Source organism: Pirellulales bacterium, assembly GCA_036490175.1.
Classification (GTDB): Bacteria; Planctomycetota; Planctomycetia; order Pirellulales; family JACPPG01; genus JACPPG01.
This window is the reverse complement of record DASXEJ010000111.1, coordinates 1-24,086: the sequence shown is the minus strand read 5'-3', so window position 1 is coordinate 24,086 and position 24,086 is coordinate 1. Positions and strand designations below refer to the sequence as shown.

The 24,086-nt window shown below is 58.7% G+C and carries 20 protein-coding genes; 10 read left to right on the top strand and 10 right to left on the bottom strand.

All coding sequences use genetic code 11. The features are described 5' to 3' along the window. Window positions 1–360: GNAT family protein (locus VGG64_07840; protein HEY1599496.1), on the top strand; the 360-nt coding region annotated here is incomplete at its 5' end. Window positions 361–409: 49 nt separating this feature from the next. On the opposite strand, the gene VGG64_07835 is transcribed toward VGG64_07840, so the two are convergent. Continuing rightward, window positions 410–3,346 (bottom strand): pitrilysin family protein, encoded by a 2,937-nt coding sequence (locus VGG64_07835; protein HEY1599495.1) that lies wholly within the window; start codon window positions 3,344–3,346, stop codon window positions 410–412. Between the two features lie 574 nt (window positions 3,347–3,920). Here VGG64_07835 and VGG64_07830 point away from each other — a divergent pair. Continuing rightward, complete coding sequence (locus tag VGG64_07830) at window positions 3,921–4,841, top strand: GGDEF domain-containing protein (protein ID HEY1599494.1); 921 nt, start codon at window positions 3,921–3,923, stop codon at window positions 4,839–4,841. 109 nt (window positions 4,842–4,950) lie between these two features. On the opposite strand, the gene VGG64_07825 is transcribed toward VGG64_07830, so the two are convergent. Both VGG64_07825 and VGG64_07820 read right to left on the bottom strand, forming a co-directional pair. Further along, the gene (locus tag VGG64_07825; GenBank protein HEY1599493.1) at window positions 4,951–5,301 is read right to left on the bottom strand and encodes a DUF6614 family protein; all 351 of its coding nucleotides are present in this window, start codon (window positions 5,299–5,301) and stop codon (window positions 4,951–4,953) included. Window positions 5,302–5,611: 310 nt separating this feature from the next. After that, complete coding sequence (locus VGG64_07820; protein HEY1599492.1) at window positions 5,612–6,358, bottom strand: gamma-glutamyl-gamma-aminobutyrate hydrolase family protein; 747 nt, start codon at window positions 6,356–6,358, stop codon at window positions 5,612–5,614. Window positions 6,359–7,003: 645 nt separating this feature from the next. Here VGG64_07820 and VGG64_07815 point away from each other — a divergent pair. The 5 genes from VGG64_07815 (at window position 7,004) to VGG64_07795 (ending at window position 11,252) form a co-directional block, all read left to right on the top strand. Then, window positions 7,004–8,260, top strand: a complete 1,257-nt coding sequence (locus VGG64_07815; GenBank protein HEY1599491.1) for a hypothetical protein — start codon at window positions 7,004–7,006, stop codon at window positions 8,258–8,260. 82 nt (window positions 8,261–8,342) lie between these two features. Continuing rightward, entirely contained in the window at window positions 8,343–8,606 is a 264-nt protein-coding gene (locus VGG64_07810; GenBank protein HEY1599490.1) for a LuxR C-terminal-related transcriptional regulator, read from the top strand. A 78-nt stretch (window positions 8,607–8,684) separates the two neighbouring features. Further along, window positions 8,685–9,260, top strand: coding sequence for a YceI family protein (locus VGG64_07805; protein ID HEY1599489.1), 576 nt, complete (start codon window positions 8,685–8,687; stop codon window positions 9,258–9,260). Between the two features lie 51 nt (window positions 9,261–9,311). After that, on the top strand, window positions 9,312–9,761 hold the full coding sequence (locus tag VGG64_07800; GenBank protein ID HEY1599488.1) for a YhcH/YjgK/YiaL family protein: 450 nt from the start codon (window positions 9,312–9,314) through the stop codon (window positions 9,759–9,761). A gap of 849 nt (window positions 9,762–10,610) precedes the next feature. After that, window positions 10,611–11,252: a glycine zipper domain-containing protein gene (locus tag VGG64_07795; GenBank protein ID HEY1599487.1), complete on the top strand. Its 642-nt coding sequence runs from the start codon at window positions 10,611–10,613 to the stop codon at window positions 11,250–11,252. A gap of 129 nt (window positions 11,253–11,381) precedes the next feature. Here VGG64_07795 and VGG64_07790 read toward each other — a convergent pair whose 3' ends face one another. From VGG64_07790 to VGG64_07780, 3 genes are all read right to left on the bottom strand, one after another. Then, window positions 11,382–13,247: a redoxin domain-containing protein gene (locus VGG64_07790; protein HEY1599486.1), complete on the bottom strand. Its 1,866-nt coding sequence runs from the start codon at window positions 13,245–13,247 to the stop codon at window positions 11,382–11,384. A 213-nt stretch (window positions 13,248–13,460) separates the two neighbouring features. Beyond that, a complete protein-coding gene (locus VGG64_07785) occupies window positions 13,461–14,588 on the bottom strand; it encodes a prenyltransferase/squalene oxidase repeat-containing protein (GenBank protein HEY1599485.1) in 1,128 nt (375 codons plus the stop codon). Between the two features lie 55 nt (window positions 14,589–14,643). Further along, window positions 14,644–15,408: a hypothetical protein gene (locus VGG64_07780; GenBank protein ID HEY1599484.1), complete on the bottom strand. Its 765-nt coding sequence runs from the start codon at window positions 15,406–15,408 to the stop codon at window positions 14,644–14,646. 300 nt (window positions 15,409–15,708) lie between these two features. Between VGG64_07780 and VGG64_07775 the strand changes: the two genes are divergently transcribed. Further along, window positions 15,709–17,157, top strand: a complete 1,449-nt coding sequence (locus tag VGG64_07775; GenBank protein HEY1599483.1) for a PQQ-binding-like beta-propeller repeat protein — start codon at window positions 15,709–15,711, stop codon at window positions 17,155–17,157. 874 nt (window positions 17,158–18,031) lie between these two features. Here the strand turns inward: VGG64_07775 and VGG64_07770 are convergent. From VGG64_07770 to VGG64_07760, 3 genes are all read right to left on the bottom strand, one after another. Next, complete coding sequence (locus VGG64_07770) at window positions 18,032–19,117, bottom strand: hypothetical protein (GenBank protein HEY1599482.1); 1,086 nt, start codon at window positions 19,115–19,117, stop codon at window positions 18,032–18,034. Window positions 19,118–19,186: 69 nt separating this feature from the next. Further along, on the bottom strand, window positions 19,187–19,720 hold the full coding sequence (locus VGG64_07765; GenBank protein HEY1599481.1) for a sigma-70 family RNA polymerase sigma factor: 534 nt from the start codon (window positions 19,718–19,720) through the stop codon (window positions 19,187–19,189). Then, window positions 19,717–20,109, bottom strand: coding sequence for a hypothetical protein (locus tag VGG64_07760; GenBank protein HEY1599480.1), 393 nt, complete (start codon window positions 20,107–20,109; stop codon window positions 19,717–19,719). The genes VGG64_07765 and VGG64_07760 overlap by 4 nt, the downstream gene beginning before the upstream one ends. Before the next feature lie 448 nt (window positions 20,110–20,557). On the opposite strand from VGG64_07760, the gene VGG64_07755 reads away from it, so the two are divergent. Then, window positions 20,558–21,439, top strand: a complete 882-nt coding sequence (locus tag VGG64_07755) for an NlpC/P60 family protein (GenBank protein HEY1599479.1) — start codon at window positions 20,558–20,560, stop codon at window positions 21,437–21,439. A 485-nt stretch (window positions 21,440–21,924) separates the two neighbouring features. Beyond that, on the top strand, window positions 21,925–22,206 hold the full coding sequence (locus VGG64_07750; GenBank protein HEY1599478.1) for a Nif11-like leader peptide family natural product precursor: 282 nt from the start codon (window positions 21,925–21,927) through the stop codon (window positions 22,204–22,206). Between the two features lie 181 nt (window positions 22,207–22,387). On the opposite strand, the gene mgtE is transcribed toward VGG64_07750, so the two are convergent. Then, a complete protein-coding gene (gene mgtE, locus VGG64_07745; protein HEY1599477.1) occupies window positions 22,388–23,770 on the bottom strand; it encodes a magnesium transporter in 1,383 nt (460 codons plus the stop codon). Window positions 23,771–24,086: the final 316 nt, after the last annotated feature.

Genomic DNA, 24,086 nt, shown 5'->3' with positions numbered 1-24,086 from the left:
ATGACGAGCTACCTCGACATCCGCGCCAAGGATCACGGGCTTGAGATCGGTTTCACCTGGCTTACCAAATCTTTGCACGGCACCCCGGTCAATCCCGAATGCAAATACCTGCTGTTGCGGCATGCCTTTGAGGATCAAAATGCCCTTCGTGTGCAACTCAAAACCGACGGCCGCAACATGCAGAGCCAACGTGCAATTGAAAAGCTGGGCGCGATTCGCGAGGGAATTCTACGCAAGCACATGGTCATGCCCGACGGCTACGTCCGGGATACCGTGATGTATAGCGTCACGAACGATGAATGGCCGGACGTTAAAGCACGGCTCGAGACGCGTCTCGGCTACTCACCCGGAAGCAAATGAACGACTTGTGCGAGAATCCCAGGGACGATCACCGGTTCCCCAGCGTTCTTCATTCCTGGAATAGGTCTTTGGCTGGCACGACACGCAAACGTTCGACATTGATTGTCAGCGGCCAAACGGCAATTTCTTTGTCCTCGGCCAGGATATCGGCGGCAGTTCCTTCGGTGTCGTACACCAACGGAGTGGACTTTCCAGACAGCAGTTGCTCGCGCAGCCGCGCGCCATCGTCTGTGACAATCGCCACGGCCAGATTTTTGGCCTGGAGATGCTTGCGGATGGCGGTATTCACTTGTTCGCGTGTCATGCTGGGGAGCCGGCGTGCCAGCTCGTCGACGAGACTTGCGCGGCCGTAAAACTGGCCATCAAGGTCGTACCCGACGCGCCGCGACTGCGTTTGCACCCACAATTTGCTGTAGTGGAACAGGAAGTTGCGTGTGGCCTCGAATTCCTCTTCGGTCAGCCCGTCCTTGACCAGGTGATCGAGCTCGCGCACGGCCTGACGCAAGGCAAACGCCGCTTTGTCGTGCGGAACCGGCCGAATCCAAATCGAGAAAAACTGCTGGCGTCTGGGCACGCCCGGCAGGGCGAACGTGCTCTGGCCATCCTGGATGAAATTCTCGATGTAGGCGTAGTCGCCGTAGTTCAATCCGCGCTTGCCCCGCATGTTTTTCATCAGGCGGCCGTTAAACGTGCGGTGCTCGCCAAACGCCGAGCCCGCCACTGCCAACGCGTAAAAGTCGTCGTCCGCCCGTGACACATCAATGGGAAAACCTAGCGAAATCGCCGTCGCGATCGTCGGCTTCTCGACGATTGTCAATTCCAAATCCTGCGGCTGGGTCGGCTGGGGCAGCTCGGCTGTTGCCCGCTTTGCTGCGGGAAGAGCCGTCGCAAAGTCTTGTGACAGGCGGCGACGGAATGCGTCGTCGACTCCACCCGCAGCAACCGGCGTAACCGTCGCTTGGGTGTAATGCGTGCGATAAAACGCGCGGACGTCGTCCAGCGTGATGTTCTGCAAGCCGGCAATAGTCCCCTGGTCGACGTGCCCGTAGGGATGCGTCGGTGGATAAAGTGCGAGCTGCAACGCCCACTTTCCCAAGTTTTCGTCGTCATTACCGCGGAGCCGCGCCGACAGATAGCTGATCTGTTCCTGGCGCAATCGCTCGAAATCAGCCTTGTCGAAGCGCGGGTGCAAAATTGTGTCGGCAAATAACGGATAAAACTCGCCTAACTTGTCGCGATGGACTTCTCCGGTGAATATGGTCCATTCCTTGTCGCAATGACCATCCATCCGCCCGGCCAGGGGATATAGCTTCTCTAGCAGATCGGAATAGGCAACGTCGCGCGAGCCCCCTTCGGAAAGCAAGCGAGCCGTGAGCGCGGCTAGCCCCTCCTTGCCAGGAGGATCGTCCTGCGAGCCGGCCCGGAAAGCAATCTGCAACGTCACTAAGGGCGAACTGCTGCGGGCCGCATCCTTTGCCGCCGGGGGTGGCGTCGTGCCGGCGGTCGTTTTCGCGATCGCTACGCCGCGCTTGTTGTCGGTAACGGTATCAGAGGTTTTCGCCGTGACAGCTTTCTTGTCCGGCACCGCGTCTGTGGCAGGGGCTGCCGCTTGCGTGCGGGCCGCGGCGTCCTTCTCGCTCAACAGCGTTACGACCGTGCGATTTTCTGGAGTAAAGATCTCCCTTGCCACGCGCTGCACGTCCGCCGGCGTCACTTGATCGTACGTTTCGTATGTCTGGTTAAGCGATTGGGGATCGCCCGTGAGTTCCAGAAACGCGCCCAGCGAGCGAGCCACGGCATTCGTCGAATCGAGCGAGGTCGCAAAACCGTATCGCATGTGCGACTTGATATCGGCCAACGTTTTTTCATCCAACGGTGTTTCGGCGGCCGTTTTTAGTGCCTGGTAAATCGCTTGCTCAATGGCGGCCAAATCGGCCGGATCGCGTAGCCGCGCCATGATCGTAAACAACGTCGGATCGCGGCGAAAATGTGCGCCACCTGTGAGCACCTCGACCCGTGCCTCGTCCAACACCAATTTGCGGTAGAGCGGACCGACCTGCGAGAAAATCGCCTCTCCCAGCACGTCCAGTGCGGCGATGTCACGGCTGTGGGCATCGAATCCGGGAACGTGGTAGCCAATGTACAAATAGGGCTGCGTCACGCCCTGCCAGGTTAGATCGCGGCGCCGCTCGGCAGTTTGCGGTGGTTCGACCGGGATATCGGTTTTAGCAGCTCCCGACTTCCAGCCGCTGTATTGGCGGCGCGCCAATTCGACTACTTCCTTGTGCCGGACGTCTCCGACGGCCAAAACAATGCAATTGTCCGGCCGATACCAGCGCTCGAAGAATTTGCGGCTGTATTCGTACTGGTTCGGCATGTCAACGATGTCTTTGAGGAAGCCAATCGTGGTGTGCTTATATGTGTGCTGGTCGTAGGCTACATCCTGCATGGTCTCGTCCAGCAACAGCATTGGGGACGAGGCGATCTTGTTGTATTCGCCCAGGACGGCCCTGGCTTCTTTCTGAAATGCCGCCTGGTCATAGCTCAGGTTCTGAAACCGATCGGCTTCGAGCTCCACGATCGTCGCGAGCGCGTCGGCCGAGGCCGTCGTGTGATAGGCCGTCCAGTCGTCGGTGGTGAAGGCATTGGAATCCGCTCCCATGCCCTTCATCTTCGCGTTGTATTGCTCCGAGCTGTTGCGCGGCGTGCCACGAAACATCATGTGCTCGAAAAAGTGGGCAAACCCAGAGAGACCGGGTTCAATCTCGTTGCGCGATCCTGTCCGCACGATGGTGTAGTACGACAGCACGCCGGGCGTGTCGCAGGGAACTGTGATAATGGTCAACCCGTTATCTAAAACGGTCGAATGGATGGGAAAAGGAAAAACAGGCTTGGACGCGTCGGCCGCAAGCGACTGGTGAGTACCGAAAGCGATAAAAGCCAGCACCAGGATCCCGAGGGCACGCAGAGTTTGAAATGGCTGCACGATTAACTCCTAAGATGCGAATGATCGCGATAGCAACGGGTCCGACATTGGGAGACGGAGCGCTATATTCTCTGTAACGCCGGGGCCCCGGATTTGGTTCGCACGAACTCGCGCCACAACAGTGGCGGAGGCCAAAGTTCCGTCATTTGGCCGGCCCAAACTTACCACGAACGCCCTTTGCGCGGATACCCGCAATTGCCGGACAAACGCCTCCGAAACCGCAATTCTAGGCAGGTCCTGTGGTATCTGCTTGTGACTCGGAGCCGGGAACTGTGCGACCGAGACGGTAGGTTCGTTTCGGTACGCCCGAAATCCGGACGCTCTGCTCATCTCGGCAGCCACAACGCGCCCGACGGACCGCGCTCGGAACAATCCCTCGAATCCGCCCGACCGTACCGACGCGCCCGCATAAAATGCAAGGGCTTGGGTCTCGAAGACGTTGCTTGCATCCAGGCCAACCTTGTTCAAAACGAAACCTATATTTCCAGTGTTACTGCGTGGAATCCTGAGACGTCCTTGAGTGGGACGCCTCGACACCCTCATCCAGCGCGGAAGTACGTTGGGATCGATGGCCATGTATCTTCCTACCATCGTTGCATTGGCTGCTGTCGCCACGATTGGCTATCTCGTCGGTCGGCGTGCTCAGCCGATCGAGGAAGTCCACGCTGACCGCGCCCGACGCGAGTTGAAGCGGGCCAAGGCCGTGGCTTCCCAGCTTGAAGAGATTGCGGACCGCGTCCGCAAGAATCTGGCAACTCACCAGTCGAGCATCGCCAAGTTCAAGGATCGCGTCAGCGCCATTGACACACTGGAAGAACGTGCAGCCTGGTCCGACCTGTTTCGCGAAGCCGAAAACATGCTCAAGCCGACGCTCGACCTGGCGGCTCAGATTTCTTGTGCCTACGACGAATTGCGACAGCAGACAAGCCACTTGATGACATTCACAGAAACTCGCACCGATCCACTGACGGGCGCGAGCAATCGCAAGGCCTTAGACGAAACCCTAGAGTCCTCCTTTGCCTTGTTGGCCAGGTATGAACAGCCGTTCGCACTGGCAATTTTCGATATCGACCATTTCAAGCAAGTCAACGACGTGCATGGACACGTCCGCGGCGACCATATTCTACAAACCGTGGCCCGATTGCTCGATGACGAGACGCGCGAGACGGATCTGGTGGCCCGTTATGGGGGCGAAGAATTCGTCGTAGTCATGCCGCATACTGACCTCGACGGAGCCGGTCTCTTCGCCGAGAAAATTCGCTTCGCCGTGCAAAATACCAGCCCTGTCACGCTTAGCGGCGGCGTCGCCGCAGCCAATCATCACGACGATCCGAAAACGTTGTTGGCACGCGCCGATGCGGCACTTTATGCCGCCAAAGCCGCCGGACGCAACCGTATTCATCGCAACACGGGCATCAATGTCGAGCCATGGGTATGCGATACGCAGGAGATGCCCGCGGTCGCGGCAGGCGCCAATCTGTCAACCATGGGTTAATTCGCGGCAATACCCGCCGCGCCTCGCGTTCACGGGCGCAGATTTCCTGCCCGTCCGAGAAAATCCGTGTCGAGCGCCGGACCGCGAGCATTGGCAGCACGGCGCCGCGCTAAAATTGCTCTTCCCCATGCTCCCGGATCGAATCGGGGAAGTCGCGATATAAAGCGAATGTCAGGTCGGTGGCCAAAGAGTTCACTGCTTGGTGCAGCCCCTCGATGGGTCCGGCCCGCCGTGCTACGCGCGAGAACGCCGCGTCTAGTTGGGCTAGATTGGCCACCTCGATCGCGATGTGAAACTCACCCAATTGCGGCGGCCCGAATCCCAGTTTTCGGCGCGTCACGCGATATCCGACGATTAACTGTTCGTCGCGCAATAGGCCGAGATAGCTGGCTACGCAGTCGCAAAACGCTACATCCCCGACCCCAGGCTTCAGGTTGCACCAGACGTGATAGATATCCATCGGTAGCGCACCCCCGGAACAAACCGATGCCACTGCAAAGCGTAAAGAATCCGCAACTTGGCTGCCTGGCGAGACACGATTTTGTGGCGTCTGGTTCACGCCTCAAGAAGGGCCGACATCCGGCCAGTCGCGCCTGCTCGAAATCCCTGCGAGAACGGAGCAAACGGATAGACGGATGGGAAAATAGCCCGCGGCGCCGCGATTCTGAAGCTGCCGAACAGAATCGCGGCCCGCGGACCGGAGACGACGCCCAGTCAAACATTATCAGTGAGACATCCTTGTCCCGCTGCGTTCACGTCGCCCCCCCTTGCTACGCAGCCATGCGCATCGCAGGTATCTCGCCGCCGACGCCCATGATGAATTCTTCAAAGATGCGTAAATCTAACGCCGACGCCGAGTCACTCTCAGGATGGAACTGCGTGCCGAAAGCAAACCACTCGGTTTGCGTGCTCTCAATGGCCTCGATCACACCGTCTGGGCAACGGGCCGTTACCTGGAAGCCCGGTGCCACTTCGTCAACTGCCATGTGGTGGACGCTATTGACTCGAATTTCGCCCTCGCCGTAGACACGCTCCATCAACGTGCCGGGTACTACTTCTAACGCGTGGCGATGGGCCGGGTCGAGCGGGTCTTTGTGTGGCAATGCCTTGGGCATGTCCTCAGGAATATGCAGGAACAAATTCCCTCCCTGCAAGACGTTGATCAGTTGCATGCCGACGCCAATGCCGAACACCGGCATCCGCCGAGAGGCAACGAGGTTCATTAGCCGACGATCGAAGTCTTCACGACGTGTTTCCAGCGTGCGTACTGCTGGGTGAAGCATGAAGCCGTCGCGACGCGGATCGAGATCGGCCCCGCCGATCATGACCATTCCATCGAGCAGATCGAGAATTCGCTCCAAGTCTTCCTCGTCGGCGAGCGGTGGAATAACCACCGGCACCCCGCCCGAGGCGACGATCGAGTCGTAATAGCCCGCCGACAAGTAGCTAAACGCTGGCGCGTCCTTTTTGGCGGACCGAAATTCTGCATTCAAACCAATCAGAGGCTTCCGTGTCATATTTGACTCCTTCCATCGGGCCCTAGGCCCCTCGTGGAGAAAAACGAACGACTCTTGCGAGGCGCCTCGAGCATAGATCGAGTAAGGAGTACAAGCTGACCGGGACAACGTGTGGCAAGTGCGATGCCAAGGAGGGCAACGTTGCCCTCCGGCAATTGACGACAGGCGAAGCGGGACTCGACTATCATCCTTGATACCACGCGATTGATTTCCTGGTCGCTCGCGGTCCATCCTGGACTTGGCTTGAGCGATATCCGTATCGTATGGCCTCGAATCGTTCGTTGTCCGCTCATCACCCCATTTGCGAGTGGTGAGGGACACGTGCTAGGCCCCGTTATAGGAGCGCATTTCAGAGTCGCAAGCATTTGGCGTATTTTGACGTAGCGACCAAACACAGGCACAATATCCAGTGCAAGCAGCCGGACGACAGCATCCTCGCAATCGCTCCGGCGCCGCCTACACGCCCGAATCGCGAATGGCGAAACTCGCCACAAGTGCTTAAGACAGAAACGTTTCCGCGCGCAGAGAGAGTTTTCTAATCATTGACCCAAATTGTTTGCGTCGCGAACGACTTGTGCAGCGTCATTTGAAATTCACGGCACGCCTGCCACTGCCCTTTCCTGCCGTTAATCGCAGGGCCACATCATGTGCGACTCGCTGGCCATCGTGGAATCCGATCGCGTCTTGTTCGCCAAGAATTCAGACCGCGATCCAAACGAAGCGCAGATCCTTGATTGGCAACCACGCCGTGTGCATCCTGCGAACGCGCGATTGCGATGTACGTATCTGCAAATACCCCAGGCCGAACTAACTCACGCGGTGCTTATCAGTCGTCCCTTCTGGATGTGGGGAGCCGAAATGGGGTGCAACGAGCATGGTGTCGCAGTCGGCAACGAAGCAGTCTTTACGACGCAGCCGTATCCACGCGTCGGTCTGACAGGGATGGACCTTGTACGACTTGCGCTGGAGCGTTCTGACAGTGCCGAACGTGCCGTTACCACGATAGTCGAGCTAATCAACGAGCACGGTCAGGGAGGGGGCTGCGGCTTGGAGAATCGCCGCTTTACGTATCACAATAGCTTCCTCGTCGCAGACACCCGCACAGCATTCGTGCTCGAGACGGCCGGGCGGCTGCACGCGGTCGAGGAGATACGTGGCGCACGGAGTATTTCTAATGGGCTGACGATTCCCGGATTCGCGCGAACCCATAGCGACACTATCAAGACACGCGTTTCAGCCTGTCGGCTGCGACGGAAACGAACAGAGGAGTTGGCGGGGCGCGCGGAATCCGTGGGAGATATCATGCGGATTCTGGCCGATCATGGTGCGGGCCATGAAGAGCCAGCCTATTCGTGGCTTAACGGTGCGATGAGCGGCCCCTGTATGCACGCCGGCGGCGTAACCGCTGCGTCGCAGACCACCGGTAGTTGGATAAGTGAGCTCACGCGGCAGGGACATTCCCACTGGGTCACCGGCACCGCCGCACCGTGCCTCGGCCTATTCAAGCCGGTGCGCATCGAAAGCCCATTGGACCTTGGGCCCCTCCCTACCGACGTGGCGGACGCACGTTCACTGTGGTGGCGTCACGAGCATTTGCATCGCCGAGTGCTGTGCGATCCGACCACTTTGCGACCAATGGTCATTTCCGAGCGCGACGAAATTGTCTCGAACTGGCTGGCAAAGACACCCGAGCCGGAGGCCGCATTCGCGGCCGGTGATGAGTTTCTAGCCCGTGCGACCGAGTTAGTACAATCACACCCGGTCCGCGATACCCGCCCGCTCTACGTGAGACGCTATTGGACGAAGCGTAATCGTTGGGCCGGATTGAACCTCGGCGGGCCCAATGGCGACAATCCCGAGTTGCGTCTGCGGTCGTACGCCCAGAGTTTTCCCAGTGGGTAGCATTAAAGCAACAAAAGGGCTAGTCTAAGGCGCCGGTCAGCAGAGCTGACACCGCGGTGATTGATCCCCTGGATGTACAACGATGCCGATCAAATTGACCCCCCGCGAGCGCGAAGTCGTTCGCTTGCTGAGCCTCGGATGTACGGTGCGCGAGGCGGCGGCCGTCCTCAAACTGGCGCCCAGCACTGTCGACAATCACAAGGCTAAGGCCATGTCGAAACTGGGCACCAACAAGGTGGCCTTGCTGACGCGTCTCGCGATCCGCGAGCGCATCTCGAAAATCAATGATCGGCTCACGGCGGTGGAAAAGCGGCGTAGCAAACGTAAGAACGACGGCTGGAATTGATTTATCACGCCGTCCTTCAGGGTACCTTGCGTTCGTGTCCGCAAGTTATTCGCTCCCCGTCTCCTGAGGAGCAATTGCATGAAAGCGCTGCTACGCCCGGTGGTGGTTGTTGTACTGCTCCACTTTGCAGCACAATTAACCCATGGTGGCGACCAATACAAATTCGACGCGGTCCATTCCTCGGTCCTGTTTCGTATCAAGCACATGAGCATTAGCTACTGTTACGGTCGCTTCAACGAAGTTTCGGGGATATTCCGCTTGGACGAGCAGAATCCAGTCGCCAGTGAGATCGACATCACAGTCGCCACCGATAGCATCGACACCGCAAATACGCAACGCGATGCTCATTCACGCAACGCAGACTTTTTTGACGCGCCCAAATACCCGACAATCCGATTCCAAGCTACAAAGGTCGGCCGTACCTGTGCGCGCCCGTTTGCCGTTGAAGGAAACCCAATGATGCATGGCGTCACACGGCCCATTACAATCGCAATCGAGTCCACAGGAGCAGGCAAAGGTATGTTTGGCAAAATGCGAACTGGACTCGAAGCCGTCTTTACAATCCGCCGCAGCGATTTCGGCATGGATAAGAGGGCCGGCGCCATTGGAGACGACGTTCGTCTGATGGTCAGTCTAGAAGGCTTTCGCCAGTAGCGCACCACCCTCGGTTACATTCATTTAGCCGACTGCAAGGAGGCACCCGCCTTGATTCTCGATCGATTGGAGAATGCCGCCGCCTACCAGGCGATTCACCCCCGACTACGGCAGGCGTTCGAATTCCTCCGTTCGACTGACCTTGCGCAATTGGCGCTCGGACGTCACGATGTCGACAGTGATGACGTCTTCGCACTGGTGCAAGAGTTCCGTACCAAACCCGATGCTGAAGGCTTCTGGGAATCGCACCGCAAGTACATCGATGTGCAATACGTCGTCGCGGGGGTGGAGCGTATGGGCTACGCGAACCTTGCCACACTCGCCGTGCGTAACGACTACGATCCCGACAAAGATTTGTTGGTCCTCGACGGCAGCGGCGATTATCTCACCGTCTCGGCCGGCATGTTTACCATCTTTGCGCCGCAGGACGCTCACATGCCCTGCTTGGCTGTGGGCGAGTCGACAAAGGTACGAAAAGTTGTCGTCAAGGTTGCAGTGTGAGCCAACTGCACTAACGATCGACACGTTGCCGTCTGCGTTTGATTCACCCGCGGTCCAGGTGTCATCGAGCAGAATCCTTCCTGACGCCCGCAACGTTGTTCCGATCGCTATAGATCGAACGCCGCGGCGACAAATTGTTTGATTTTTGTGTATTCAAGGTTGGAAAACGTTGACCCGACCCAGCGCGATTTGATAAACCAGAATCGTCGGCCGACAGATGCGTGATGGTTGCTAATCGCAGTCCAGATTAGGGAGGGCGAATATGCAAGATCCACCGGGCCACGCTCGCTGAGAGGGGGTTTTTACACGAGCCACCTTCTCACCTGCGAGGTCCCCAGAGTGCGGTGTCGTACCGTGTGATCCCTTTCCTCGCCACTGCTTGGCACCATTTCGTAGCGGCCAGCGGTGGACATCGGCAGACTGAATACAGTTCGCCAATCGCGGGGTATCGCACGGAGAACAACGAACAATATCACCTTTTACCGCCGATGCTTTTCGGCCAGCCCGCCGCGCTACTCACGGAGCGCGGCGGGCTTGTTCTTGCGCCGATGGGCAAACGTCAAATGTCGGTGCTCTGTGCTCTTAAAATGGCCGACGGGATTCGATACGCCAGGCAGCGAACGCGACTGCATGGTGCATGCAAGCTGAACCCGGCATTACCCCCAAAGGCGAGACCTTCGAGAAAGCTGGGGCCTGATTAGAGGGCGATGCATCGCCAGCAGTGCCACGCCAGCATGCGGACGGAGGGCTCGCCTTGACCCCACGAGCGCGGCCTTCGATAATCCCGCTCCCGCATTCAAGGAGGATTCGGCCCGCGCTCGCCTCGGGCATCTTTGAGGACCCTACCGTATGAAGAAGCTGGTTCGCGCACTTCAGTTCGGGCTACTCCCCTTGGCAATGACGGTGGGCTGTAACTCACCTTTCTATACGGACAAGGGTGCGCTCGTTGGGGGACTGGCCGGAACAGGTGTGGGTGCGGTCACCGGTGCGGCCGTCGGGCATCCTGGGGTGGGAGCGTTGGTCGGCGCGGGCGTGGGAACGCTAACTGGCGCAGCCGTGGGCAGCGGAATGGATAGCATTGAAGCTCGCAATCGCGCACAAATCGCCGCCACCCTCGGCCGCCAGGTGCCGCCAGGCAACGTTACGCTGCCCGACGTCATCGCCATGACTCGGGCGGGCGTCAATGATGAGCTGATCGTCAATCACATTCGCGCCAATGGCCTGGCGCAGCCGCTGCAAAGTGGTGACCTGATAACGTTACAGAACTCCGGTGTTTCGACTCGGGTGATTGGCGCGCTTCAGTCGGCACCGCAGCCAGGCGCTCCGGCAATGGCAGCGCCTGGCGTGGGACCGCCAGTTCCCGTGCCAGCTTACTATCCGTATCCCGGCCCGTATTGGGGCCCGCCACCGCCTTATGCCTATTGGGGCTACGGCTGGCGTCCGCCGCCCCCGCGCGTGGGATGGGGGGTCGCTGTCGGTGGGCCGCTGTAAATGCCTGAATACTGAGGCACTTCTACAGCGCAAAAAAATACGGCGCTGGAGGCCCGCTCCAGCGCCGAGTGCGCGCAACGCGTTCGACTCCCTCGCAAGCAATGCCCCTCCGCTCGCGACGATCGTCTGTTAGCGTCCTGCTTGGGCGCCGTCAGAAGGTCCCTTCTTGGACGCTTCTTTGCCAGGACGAACTTCGTATCCGGTCTTCGGATCGACCGATAGGTTCAGGTTCTCGTTGTCCTCAGTGTAGAACACAAACCCGTACATCATTTCCTCGTACGTCTGATCCCCTTCCTTGACCGTGGCGGTCGGATCGGGGTTGTACGGATTGAACGTCGAGTTATCAAAGTGAGCTGTCACGTCCATTTCGGTCCCCTTCGGGAACTTCTTGGCGTGCGGCCGCCAGACGTAGGAGACTTGCCAGTTGAAATCGTAATTCGGAATGGCCAGCAGGCGTTCCTGCGTGCCGTCCGGATACTTGGCATCGAACATCATGTCCTTGCCGCGCAAATGCATGTGGCTGAAGAACCCAACCAGAGTCGAGTCCTCGGCAAATGTCCGCTTGGCCTCGACCAGATGGGCCGGATCACCAGGCGGAATGGCGAACGTGCCGTTGTGGCAGCGGAAGTGCTTGAGCTGCTTCGTAATCTTACTCTTGGCGAACGTAAATCCCACGCTTGACTGGTCCGTGGTCTTCTCGCCAGTCGTTACGTAGTGAATTTGCAGAACCAGCACGGATCCCTTGGGAATCTTGAACCCGACGCCCGCGTCCAGAATCATCGGCACGCCACCAGGGACTTGGCCGGTGATGAACTTGGCATCGCTATACCCTCCCTTAACGGGATCGATAAAAGCCATGTTGCAATGGTGCAATGCACTTTTATTGTCGGGCAGAATCTGGCAGCCCGTGACCCAGGTGTCTTCTTTGAAGGTATAAGGCAGGAATACGTACTTGTACGGAATATAGCCGGTGGGCGGGATTTCGGCGGCATCCTTCATCTTGATCACCAGGTCCGGCCCGTCGATTAGCCATCGGTTGTCCGACCATTGCTTCGGCGGCGGCAACTTGGCCAAGTCACCTTGCTGGCGTCCGCCCGCGATCCACTGGGCCACGAGCGTACGGTCTTCCGGGGATAAGCCGCGCAGATTCACGAAGTCGCCGTGCCGGCGGCTGGCATACTCCGGCGGCATTCGCTGTTCCTTGATCACTTCTGCGACTACATCGGCATGATCGACAGCGTCTTCATATGTCACGAGCGAGAATGGCCCCTCGGCATTCGGCCGATGGCACTCTTCGCAATGTTGACGGAACAAGGGAGCAATATGCTCGGCGAAATTTACCGGCTTCGCAGGCGCTGACATCTTCGCGACAGTGATCGGGCAGCCTTCGACAGGAGTCTCGGCAACATCCACCGGTCGCCCAGCCAGCACATCCTCGATCGCCATCTTCAGATCTTCGCGGCCGGCGTCGGGCTTTGGTCCGCCGACGTGAAATTGGCTGTCGATGCGGCCGCGATAGCGCAGCTTGCGATCGCCGTCCAACACCACAACCTGCGGTGTGCGTGTTACGCCCAGAGCCGGCGCAACCACGCCGTCGAAGTCTTTGCAGAACGGAAACGCCGCATCGAGTTGAATCCCCTGATAGGCAACTTCTACCATCGAGTCCTTGGGCGAGACATCCAGCGCGACGAACTGCACGTCCCGATTGCGGTATTCTTTTTCCAATTCGACGATGCGTGGCATATAGCGCTTTGCCACGGGGCAATCGATCGAGTTAAAGACGATGACGTAGGCCTTCTTCGCGCCCAAGTCCTTCAGCGTGTGCGACGCAAAACGAATGTCCTTAAATGCCACATCGGGCGCCTGCGCCCCGATTGCCAACGTAGGGCTCGTGCGGGTATCGGTAGCATCGTTCGCGGCGTCTACCGCCAGCGCAAGCGACGCAAAGGTCAACGGCGAAAAAACCAACGCCCAACACAGCGACTGCCGCAACATGCCGCTCTCCTTTGGAATTGAGCCCGGGCCGATTACGGCCGAAAGAATAGCACGCTAAGTATAGCCGAGCCGGTCAGAGAAATGCAATCTTTCGTCAGCGGCCTCTGCGGGTATGTTGCACCGTCCCGGTGCGGCTGCCAACAGGTCCGGAGGGCGCCGAAGAATCGCGGCGACGATGGGCTATGTGGCAACCGGGAAGGCTCTTCCAAAGGCTTACGGCATGATTTTGGGACCGGGCTCCGCAACCCCATCGTTTACCGCTATGGCCAGGGCCGTTACGGCCCAACTGGTGGCGGCTATGGAAATAAACTGGTCCTTGCCCAACGGGTCTTCGTCGTCGGAGGGGAAGTATGGCTGCACCGGCTTCGAGCGGCTCTCAACCCGCCAATTGCCGTCTTCGCGTTGCGACTTAATTAAGAATCGTTTGCCACGCCGGTAACTTTCGTCATCCGTATTCAGTCCCGTAGCGTTCAGCACATACAGAGTCTGGCCGGTCGCATAAGCATCACTCTCCATTTCATCCAGTTGCGCCCAACCTCCATCCGGCCGTTGAGTTTTTAAAGTCGCTTCCCGGGCCATTGCAATTTCCACCGGCACGGCGTCGAGCATGCTTAGACCCCACAGTCGGGCGACTCGATCTTCTTGGCTTTTGGCCGGGGCTGTTATGAGCCATGTTTTCGCCTTGGCGATGGCCTCGTCGGCGGCGTGCTGCCGAGTTTTTGAGACATGCTTGCGAAGACCCTGCACGGCCAAGACAGTGCAAGTCTGGTACGATTCTTCGAGCGGCGGACGACACATCTGCCCGGTCCAATGTCCCTCTTGGCGCTGCGTCTTCAGCAGGTATTCGACCATGGCGTCGGTCGTCGCATTGCTCGTTTCCCCAGCCAGCGATACGGCCCACAATCCGTAGGCCACCGTCATGGCACGCCCGCCCACTCCCCTGCCCTCGTTCATGCTGACGGCTTGCTTTTCGAACGATGCAATCGTCAGACGTAGCTGATCCTGAAGCTGCTGACCATTAGCCGCAGGAAAGCCTCGCGAAGTAGCCGTAACTTGGGCCAGCATCGGCAGCGTCTGGTGATGACAAGAGAAGCACGAGCGATGTCGCGGATATGCAGCGACGGCCCGCGCAAGTGCCTCAAGTCCGCGAGAAACCGCAGCCTTGACCTCACACCCAAGCTGTTCGGGCGACTGAGGCAGCAGCGGTTGTTGTTGGGCCAAGGCCAAATCGCCACCATTCGACAAGCAGATCGCTGTGATCAGAACGATCCCTGCCAGTCCCTGCATTTCCATCGATCTGTTCATGGCCACGTTCGTTCCCCCGTTGTGAACGTGATGCATTGGAGCACCCTCGGCTCCCAAATGCTAGCGGCGTAGAAGTCCGCTGGGGGGCGTTTCAACCGCGAGGGAAGTGTGCTTCGTAGCCAAGACTATCCAGGAAATGCTTCCCGTGCTCGAAGTCATTCACGCTGTACTCTTTGATATTTGACTTCAACTCTGACTTGAGTTGTTCGCAGATGTTCCGAATATCCCGGAACGTCTCGGCATCAATGGGACCGGTTGATGTCGCGCGCAGTCGGTACAGGGCGTCAAGCTGATCGCAATCACTTACATACCGCGCGTCTTGCAGAATGGTGGGCCAGGCAATCTTTCCTGTGGCCGAATCCAATTGCGTGATGTCGAGGCGCCTAGGCGCTGAGTCCTCGGCAATTTTCGTAATCTCCTCCATAGTGAGACGAGAATGGTCCCCCTCGTACGTCCGATGTGCTTGACGCATCTGGTAGTAGCTGTTTGTCCATTGCGCACGGTTTTGCAGGTCGGTGGCCCGGGCGGCCACGTAGTTCTGCGCCGCCCGAGAATTCATTATGTTGGCATATCCGGCAGAGGCGATCATTCTGGCCATGCCGAATTGAGCTGCCGATGCCGCGGTGCCAGCCATGCGATAGCCGTAGCCAAAACCACGATTACCATAGGGGAGGTAGCCATAGCCCCGGTAGCCAATATATTGCCCGGACGCGCTTGAGGCGCTCACACACGTAGATGCCGCAAGAAAGGCGGCGACGACCAGTCGCCGCGCGCTGTATCGCAACCAATCATGGCGTATCTCAGAGTCGGTCGGCCGGAGAGTGGCACGCATGTTATGGCTTTGCGAGAGTTTCAATTACGCCGCCGAGCGAGCCGACGTCGCAACTCGCAAAGTCGGCTCATTTCATAGTACGCTCGGCAGCCTGGGAATGCCCGGTGTCAAAGAGCAACTAACGAAATCTACAGGGCTACGCACGCGTCCCTGACCGATCGAGGATCGGTACAGAGTAGGCTCCCGGCCGAGCGTCACCCCGAGTTTCCAGGCCGTCCTTGGTAGTGAAAAAGGGGTCTCCCGGGTGGCAGGAATAACGACCGCGCCACGGGTCTTTGCCAGCACTCAACACAGTTTCGCCTCTCCTTTTGTTAGAATCGTGGCATGTACGTATCACTACGAATTGACCAACAATGCGACGGGCGGGGCTTCGTAAATCGGCAATCACTGGCTGCCAGTTGTGCGATTCTCTTGGCGGCCAGCATTTTTGACGCGGGGATGTGCACGCATGGTGCGCAGGCCGTGGAGGACAACTGGCCGCAATTCCGTGGTGAGTTCTCACAAGGTGTGGCCAATAATCCAGACCTGCCGGATCATTGGAGTGCTACGGAAAACATTCTTTGGAAGCACGACGTCGCCGGCCGCGGATGGTCTTCGCCCATCGTGTGGGGCCAACGCGTGTTCCTCACCAGCGTCGCGAGCGACGAGGATGTCGCCGGGGCGGTTCTGAAGCGGGGGATCTATTTCGGCGGCGACCGCCACGAGCCCTCGAAGGCCGTGCATCGGTGGCGCGTAGTATGCCTCGATCTGGCCGATGGTCACGTCCTGTGGGAGCACGTCGCGCACCGGGGCCTGCCACCGCAGTCGGCTCATCTAAAGAATACGTATGCTTCGGAGACACCAGTCACCGACGGCGAGCGAGTCTATGCCTATTTTGGCAACTTGGGCGTGTTTTGCTACACGGTCGAGGGAGAGCCGCTCTGGTCTCGCACGCTGGGGGCATACAAAACCGCCGACGGCATGGGAACCGGCGGCTCGCCCATAGCGCATCAGGACCGCGTTTATATCCTCAACGACAACGAAGATCAGTCGTTCCTGCTGGCGCTTGATAAGAAAACCGGCGCGGAAATCTGGCGCACGCTCCGTCCTGAAAAGAGCAGCTGGTCCACCCCCTACATCTGGACCAGCGGCAAACGTACCGAGATTGTGATCTCGGGGAGCGAAACTGTCCGCTCGTACGATCTTGACGGAAAGCCCTTGTGGCATCTCGGCGGGATGACCGTGCACTCGATCCCCACGCCCGTCGCCGGCCCTGAATTGCTGTTTGTCGCCTCGGGACACGTATTGGGCGCGAAGCGGCCGATCGTGGCCATTCGCCCTGGGGCTGACGGCGACATCACGCTCAGAGGGGAGCAGACAAGCAACGATTTCGTCGCCTGGAGCCTGCGCAAGGCCTCTCCGTACAACACCTCAATCCTTTTCTATCGGGATCATATATATGTCCTGACAGACCTGGGAATTCTGAGTTGCTACGACGCCCATACCGGCCGAACCGCGTACGAAAAGAAGCGACTGCCGAATGGTCGGGCCTTCACAGCGTCTCCCTGGGCTTACAACGGGCAGATTTTCTGCCTGAGCGAATATGGTGAGACATTTGTCATCAAGGCCGGCCCGGAATTCGAGTTATTGCACCTCAACTCGCTGTCCGAGGACGAGACCTACATGGCTACGCCAGCAATTGCGAGCAACAAGCTCCTCGTGCGCAGCGACCGTGGCATCTACTCGATCCAAAATCTTGCCAAGGGCGCGCCCAAGACGGATAGGTCGCCCTAACGGTCCCGAGGTCGGAGAGCTTACGCAGAGCACCCAATGCGACGGCGCTAGTGACGCGAGGCTCGCGCCATCACTGATTTGCCAGCACCCGAGCCAGCCGGAATAAAATTCCAAATCCTTCGCGGATGGGGGCCGGCTCTGTCGGTCTGGATTCCGTAACGCTGGATCCTGTGCTGTCCGCGCGAGGTTGCTCGCTAGAAGTAACGACGAGTCGTCGGCCCGCCCGACGTGCTTGCGTCGGCCCGGTTGGCTCATCAGCCAAGACCGAGGATGACCAGGAAACGTCGCGCATGCCCTCTTCCTGGACCGAATTCGGCGAAAGATCGCTGGAATTGGGCGGCGTCTCACCGCCGGCACGATCTGAGCTGGAAGGCGACTTACCACCACGTCGACGATTTGAAGTTGTTGTTCGCATACTTGCCCTTCTCCTCGGACTGCTACCGGCTCTGGTAATGTTGATCGACGTGGCGGTCGCGGTGGTTCAGCGAAACAGCGAACCTTGCCAAAAAGACACAGCAAAGAAGCACCCGACATCATCCGGCGCAAGACTTCCAAGCAAATGGCAGGTTCTGTTTCGCGCCCCTGCCGCACGTCGCATGCCGAAGCTGGAGTCGCAAGGTCTGTGCATTTTCCCTACCAGGTCGACAGATGAAGGGGTTGGCAGGCCGCGCGGGCCAGCTAGACCGGTTTCTGTCCGCGCCGCACATCATCAGACGCGTCCGAATGGCAAATTTGCCTGGTTCGAGGAACAGACCCACGAATAGTCTTCGCGCTCAGACGGCGATTCTATTTGCCCAGCTAGCTGTCGCTTGATTTAGCGGCTTGGGCGTTTGGCGGGAGTTCTGGAGCCCCATCTGTATTATTTATCCACGTATCATTTATCAACTCCCGGGGCAGGGCGGCGCTCGTCCAATGGCGGCATCATCGGCCTCCCCCGGTCTGCATTCAGAATCCAAGTACGTTGATTCGCGCCGGCTAGCGCAAGTAATGTGCCGTCGGGCGAAAACGCGCAAGCTGAGACCTGTCCCCAGTCGCCTCGCAGCCGGCGCACCTCGCTGCCGGCCTCTAAATCCCACAAACCAATCTGGTTTTCTGCCAGGCGCAAGACAGCCATCCAATGGGCACCGTCTAGGCCGGCGATCGAAACGACACGGTCGTGGTCGCTTGGCTGCTCCTGCTTTACGATCCTGCCGCTGCTCAAGTCCCAAATCCGGATCACATTGTCGCGGCTCACCGTTGCGATGGCGTCGCCAGTCTGAGAGAACGAAATCTGCTCGGTGAAATCGGTCACGGGGGCCGCATCCCCGTCCTGCGGTATCGATAGCCGATTCGCAGTTGCCCACTCGAAATGCGACTTCGCCTTCTCAAGCAGCGACTGTGCCTCGTTGGCGGCGCCCTTGGCAGCTACGAGTTCCGTTTCGACGACGTGTAACTTGGTTTCGAATGCGGCCGTGTCCTCGATAGCCTTGGCCAGCTTTTCCGCCGTATGCTGCTGCATCGACCTGGCCTCGTCGAGGGCCGATTCGGTCTGTTGGAGTTTTGCGGCAAGCTTGCCGATTTCCGACTCCTGCAATTGGTCCCGGGCCGCTTGGAGTTCGGCGGAAAGGGTCATACGGTCCGCATTGACGTTGGCAAACCTGACTTGGACATCATCGAGCTGTGTTCGTGCGTCAGCCAACTGCATTCGCGCGTCTATAAGGTGGACCCCTCGCTGAAAACCCACCAAACCAATGCCCGTGAGCATGATGAATGTTCCAACCCAGAGCGCTTGCACAATTGTCTTCAATGCTCGCGATCGGCGGCCGGCTGCTTCCATCTGGTTAATATTTTGGAACATTTCGGCCATGTCCGGATGGGACTCGCGAAATTTGCAGGCCTGCGGCGACTTCATCCCTGCTGAGTCGATAATCGCCAGGTATTGGTCCAACAAGTCTTGTTCTTCGTTACATTTACCTGCCATGCTCAGGTCCTCAAAATCATCCGCGGATTAACGACTCCCTAATTACTAGACGCTCGTCGCCCGATAGTCTTAACGGCCCCGTTCATTCGTTCTTTCCCTCAGCTTAAGAATGGCCCGGTAATGGAGCTGCGACACTGCCGAGGGGGTGGTATCGAAGGCCTGGGCGATTTCTGCAAATGACATGTTTGCGTAGTATTTAAGCATCAGCAATTTTCGCTCGCGGTCTGTCAGGCCGGCGAGCAGCCAGTCTATGAGATCTCGGGTCTCGACCCGATCCTCGACCCTGGAGCGGATATGTGGCGTGAGACCGGCAAATTGTTGCAACAGCCGCGCGCGACGTTTCTGAGCACGCCACCGGTCCAGTGCAATCGACCATGCAAGCCGGCGCAGCCAGGCTAGAAACTCGGCCGCAGTGGTACCGCGAAATTGGTCTCTTCGCTCCCACGCGCGTGACAGCGCCAGCTCTCGTAGGTCACCCGCGTCAAGCAGTTGCGGCCAGCGCGCCACGATCCGGCGTAACTGGCGATCTAGCTCACCGCTGTCGCGAGTCTCTTCCAGCAGTCTCGCCCACATGACACGGCGTGCCTCGTCGGAGTTTGTCATTCGAGTAGCTTCTCAAGAAAGCTGACGACGCTCTCGTGAGTTCTACGAATCGGACCGCTGATGTACTCGGGTGGTGGTCCCAACATTCCCTCTTCGAGCAGCTTGACACGTTCGACAATCCGCCTTTCGTCGGGGGTCAGATCAGCTGTGTGAAACCGACGGATCGAACTGGCAACGACAACCATCGCGACAATGCCGGCCACTGCCATCATGAAGACTATTAACGCGAGGCGAGTTTCCTTTGCTGGAAGACAAACCGTGAAAAGGACGATCGCGCAAAACAAGAAAATGGCTAGCAGCGGCCGCTGCCGGGTCGTCAGCAATTTCAGAATGTCGATGGCCAAATTGCCGAGTTTTGCCGTTGAATCAGGACTGGTATTTCCAGCCATAGAATCTGCCTCCCAAGGCAAGGACTTGAACACTCCCGTGCTCAGGGTCGCCGCTTCGGCAACGACGCCTGACCCGCAGCCGCGATCCTGCCGCCGCAAGCGTTTGCAAGGCGAGGGCGACGCGAGAACTGCATGCCCCTGTCGGACAACGCAACGACTATCAGGGGCCTCTGCGCGTTGGTCACACATGTTGGAGACACGTTACCAACAGACCAGTTTCATACATTCCGCAGCCTCGACGAAAAAGACGCACAGCAGCAGCAATTTGGGCGAGCGGCGGATGCAGTTAGGCATCGATTCACTCGAAGCCGCCGTTCCCCGTGAGCTACACTTTTCTGCACGCGCCCGTCGACCAATGCACGAACGGCGCCGCAAGTATTCCGCGAAGACTTGCTGGGTGCGATCTGCGGCGATCTAAATACTTCCCATTAATCGAGGGCTTAATCGTATGACCGCCGCCCTTTCTCGTCGCCAGGCCTTGTCGTTGATGGCGGTCGGCGGATTGTTGCCTGCGATGCGCTGGGCTTCCGCAGCGCCGATACCGGAAATAAATAGCCACTCCGCCAAGCCCAGCTACAAGCTGCAGTTCAGCGGCTCGGCCGATGAGTTAATTGGCGACATTCTGCACTCCGAGCGGGGTGATCCGCACATGGAGTCGGGAACGCCGCATCACGAATGGTACTCGGAGCGCGTGCGCCGGCGATTTGGCGCGTGGGGGCCGACGCCAAGGCTGTATCCGCCGCTGGCCGAACTTGACGGCAGGCCGCTGGAATGGCAACGCGAAAGGGTCATCGCCACGGCAGCCCGGTTTGTCGGCTATGGCTATCAGCACCATCACATTCCCGATTGGGACCCGCCACACGACTGGCCGTGGAAGCATTCCTGCGCCGGCCACAATGGTAAAGGCTTTGATTGCAGCAATTTTACCAGCTTCGTCTACAATCAAGGTTTCGGCATCAAGATCAGCTCTGGCATTCAGCGGCAGGCTCGAGTTGAACATGCGTTCGAGGCCGGGCATTCGGTGCGCATCGCGCAGGTCGACCTACCAGCCGGCTACCTGGCGCGCCGTGAAGCGCTGCGCACCGGTGACTTGCTCTACATTCGCGGGCGCGAGGATGGACCGATCACTCACGTTGTCATATGGATCGGTGCGATCGGGAGTGCGTCGAGCAGCTTGCCTCTGATCATGGATAGTCACGGAGCGGGCGTCTCCGACGATGAGGGGAACGCCATCCCGTGCGGCGTGCAGCTGCGCCCTTTCCGCGAGGACTCTTGGTACAACCGCTGTGCAAGTCATGCGCATCGCTTCTTTCACGACCGCCATGCGTAGTCCGCGCGCTCAGCGGGATGCCGGGCCCAGCAGGCACGATCTCTAACCGGTACGCGAACGAGGAGGTTGATTTCGTGCACCATTGGCTGATGCGGGACGGCTTGCGTCTTGCGATTAGCTGCCAAATTGGTATGACAATCAACTGGCCATTAGGGAGTCTGACAATTCGCCAGATACCCCCCGGCGGAGCGTGTGTTGAAAAGATCGACCGGCTCCAAACGGTATGGACAGCACCTTCGGCGCAGTGGGATTTCCCGTTTTTCGGGGAATGGCCGGACGTAGAGGACGTTGCTCCGGATGGCTGCCAACGAATCTTCCCGCATGCCCGCTACACTACCGCCGAGCGCCGTCAGACCCGTCGGCACGCATGGCGCATCCGCGTGGCGACAACGTCGCGCATGGCAACCTAGCGTTGTGTGGCGTGGATACGTTCATCCGCGCCGCACACCGGGGCCACGCCCCACCAATCGCAAGGAGACCGATCGATGACCACTGCCACCAAGTCTGCCACCAAGGTGAATCCCGTCGAGGCATTCCTGATGAAGGTTCGGGAAGACGGTCAGATCCGCAGCCAGATCGAGGCGCTCAAGACCCAAGAGAAGGACCAGGCGATTCAAGAGATCTGCCGCATTGCCAACAAGATCGGCTTCAAGTTCAACGCCAAGCAGTACGAGCAGTACGCCCGTATGACCTGGACCCGCACGGCGAAGCCCAATCGTGCGATGACTGATCAAGAGCTGATCCTTGTTGCTTGCGGCTGCTGCTAGTCGCGATTTTTTCGATGGATCGAAGATCGATATCGCCCATAGGCCGTCGGCCAACCTCGTTCAGGTCAGCCGGCGGCCTTGTGTTTTTGTGGGCGCAAGAAGTGCCTGGCATGGACCTGGCCACGGATTGCAGTCACCGATTCCACCCATTCCGTAGGGCGATCGTAGGCTTCTCAGCGACTCACATCAGGAATGCTTCGGCGATCGCGAAGTAGAGCAGTATGCCTGTCACGTCGACTAGGCTGGCTACCACGGGATTTGACATCAGGGCCGGGTCGAGCCCAAGTCGTTTGAGCGCCAAGGGAAGCGTGGCGCCAACCAGATTGCCGCAGACTACGACCAGGGACACCCCCAGCGAAACAACCATCGCCATGTGGGCAATGGTAACTTTGTTTGTGGATTCGTCGTGTCCCCCCATCATGTGCAGAAAGCCGGCGGCCCCGATCAGTCCCAACGCGCCGAGGGTGAGCCCCAATGATACGCCCATCATGATCTCGTGCCAGACGACGCGGAACCAATCCGCTGGCTGGACCTCTCCCAGCGCTAGCGCGCGGGTGATAATCGTGGCCGATTGCGATCCGCAATTCCCGCCCGCCGAGATGATCAGCGGAATAAAGAGCACCAATCCTGGCACGGCATCGAAGGTCTCTTTGTACTGCAACAAGACCATCATGGTCATGAACTCGGCACAGAACAGAATCGCCAACCAGAAGCTGCGTTTGCTCCACATCGTCAGCAGCGGGGTTCGCAAGTAGCTGTCTTCCAAAGGCCCGACAGCGCCCAAGCGATAGACGTCCTCACTGGCTTCTTCGACAATCACGTCCGCCACGTCGTCGTGCGTGACGATACCCACCAGACGATTCTCATGATCGACGATCGGTAAGGCCAGCAAGTCGTACTCCATCAACTTGCTGGCCGTGGCTTCCTGATCCTCATCAACGACCGAGGCGATAACCTCGGTTTGCATGATATCGGCCACGCGGCGATGCGGCGGTGCCAGGATCAAATTCTTGAGCGAGACAAAGCCGACCAGGCGTCGATGATCGTCAAGCACGTAGCAGTAATAAATCGTCTCCCGGTCGGGCGCCTCGTGCCGTAATCGGTCGATCGCTGCGGCTGCTGTCAACTCGGCCGGCACGGTAGCGTAGTCGCTCGTCATCACGGCGCCGGCCGTGTCTTCTTTGTAGGCTGTCAAGCGACGAATGTCTTCGCGCTCTGCCTGGGCCAGCAGGGGCAGAACCTGTTCGGTTCGCTCCTGGGGCAGTCGCGTGATCAGATCTGCACGCTCGTCGTGCGACATGGCGCTGACTAACGCCGCAAGATCGTTCCGCTCCATCAACTGAGCTATGCCGTCCTGCAATTGCCCCTCGAGGTAGGAGAACACCTCGGCCCGCGTTCGGCCGGCGAACAGTTTGAGGACGTATAGTGCCTCGGCCGGCTCGAGATCGTCGACCAGTTCGGCAGTAGCCGCAGGATGGTGCGGCAAAAAGAAATCCCGCAGCGCCTTCTCCTCGCGCTCGATGATCAGCTCGCGCAGGTCAGGTACTAGCAGGGGATGCCGCATCACGCCGGTCCTTCTGACACGTATTCCAGGATGGTTCGACGAAACGTCCTAGCCAACACTCACTCAAGCTTAACGTCAACAAGTAATTCGTCGACCCGCTGCGGATCCCGGCTGCGCCACGAATTTTACCAGCCGGGCACGTGAGTGGCGTGGTCCCACCTGATTTGGCATGAATCCTTAGTTCGACTTTTGCAGTTTTTAGGGTGCCCGAAACTGGTCTGCGTAAATAGTGCGAGCCTCCGGCACAATGCTTGGGACATCACTCTCAGGCATCGAGCAAGGAGGCTCACGATGGAACTTGTACCCGGTTTTGTGC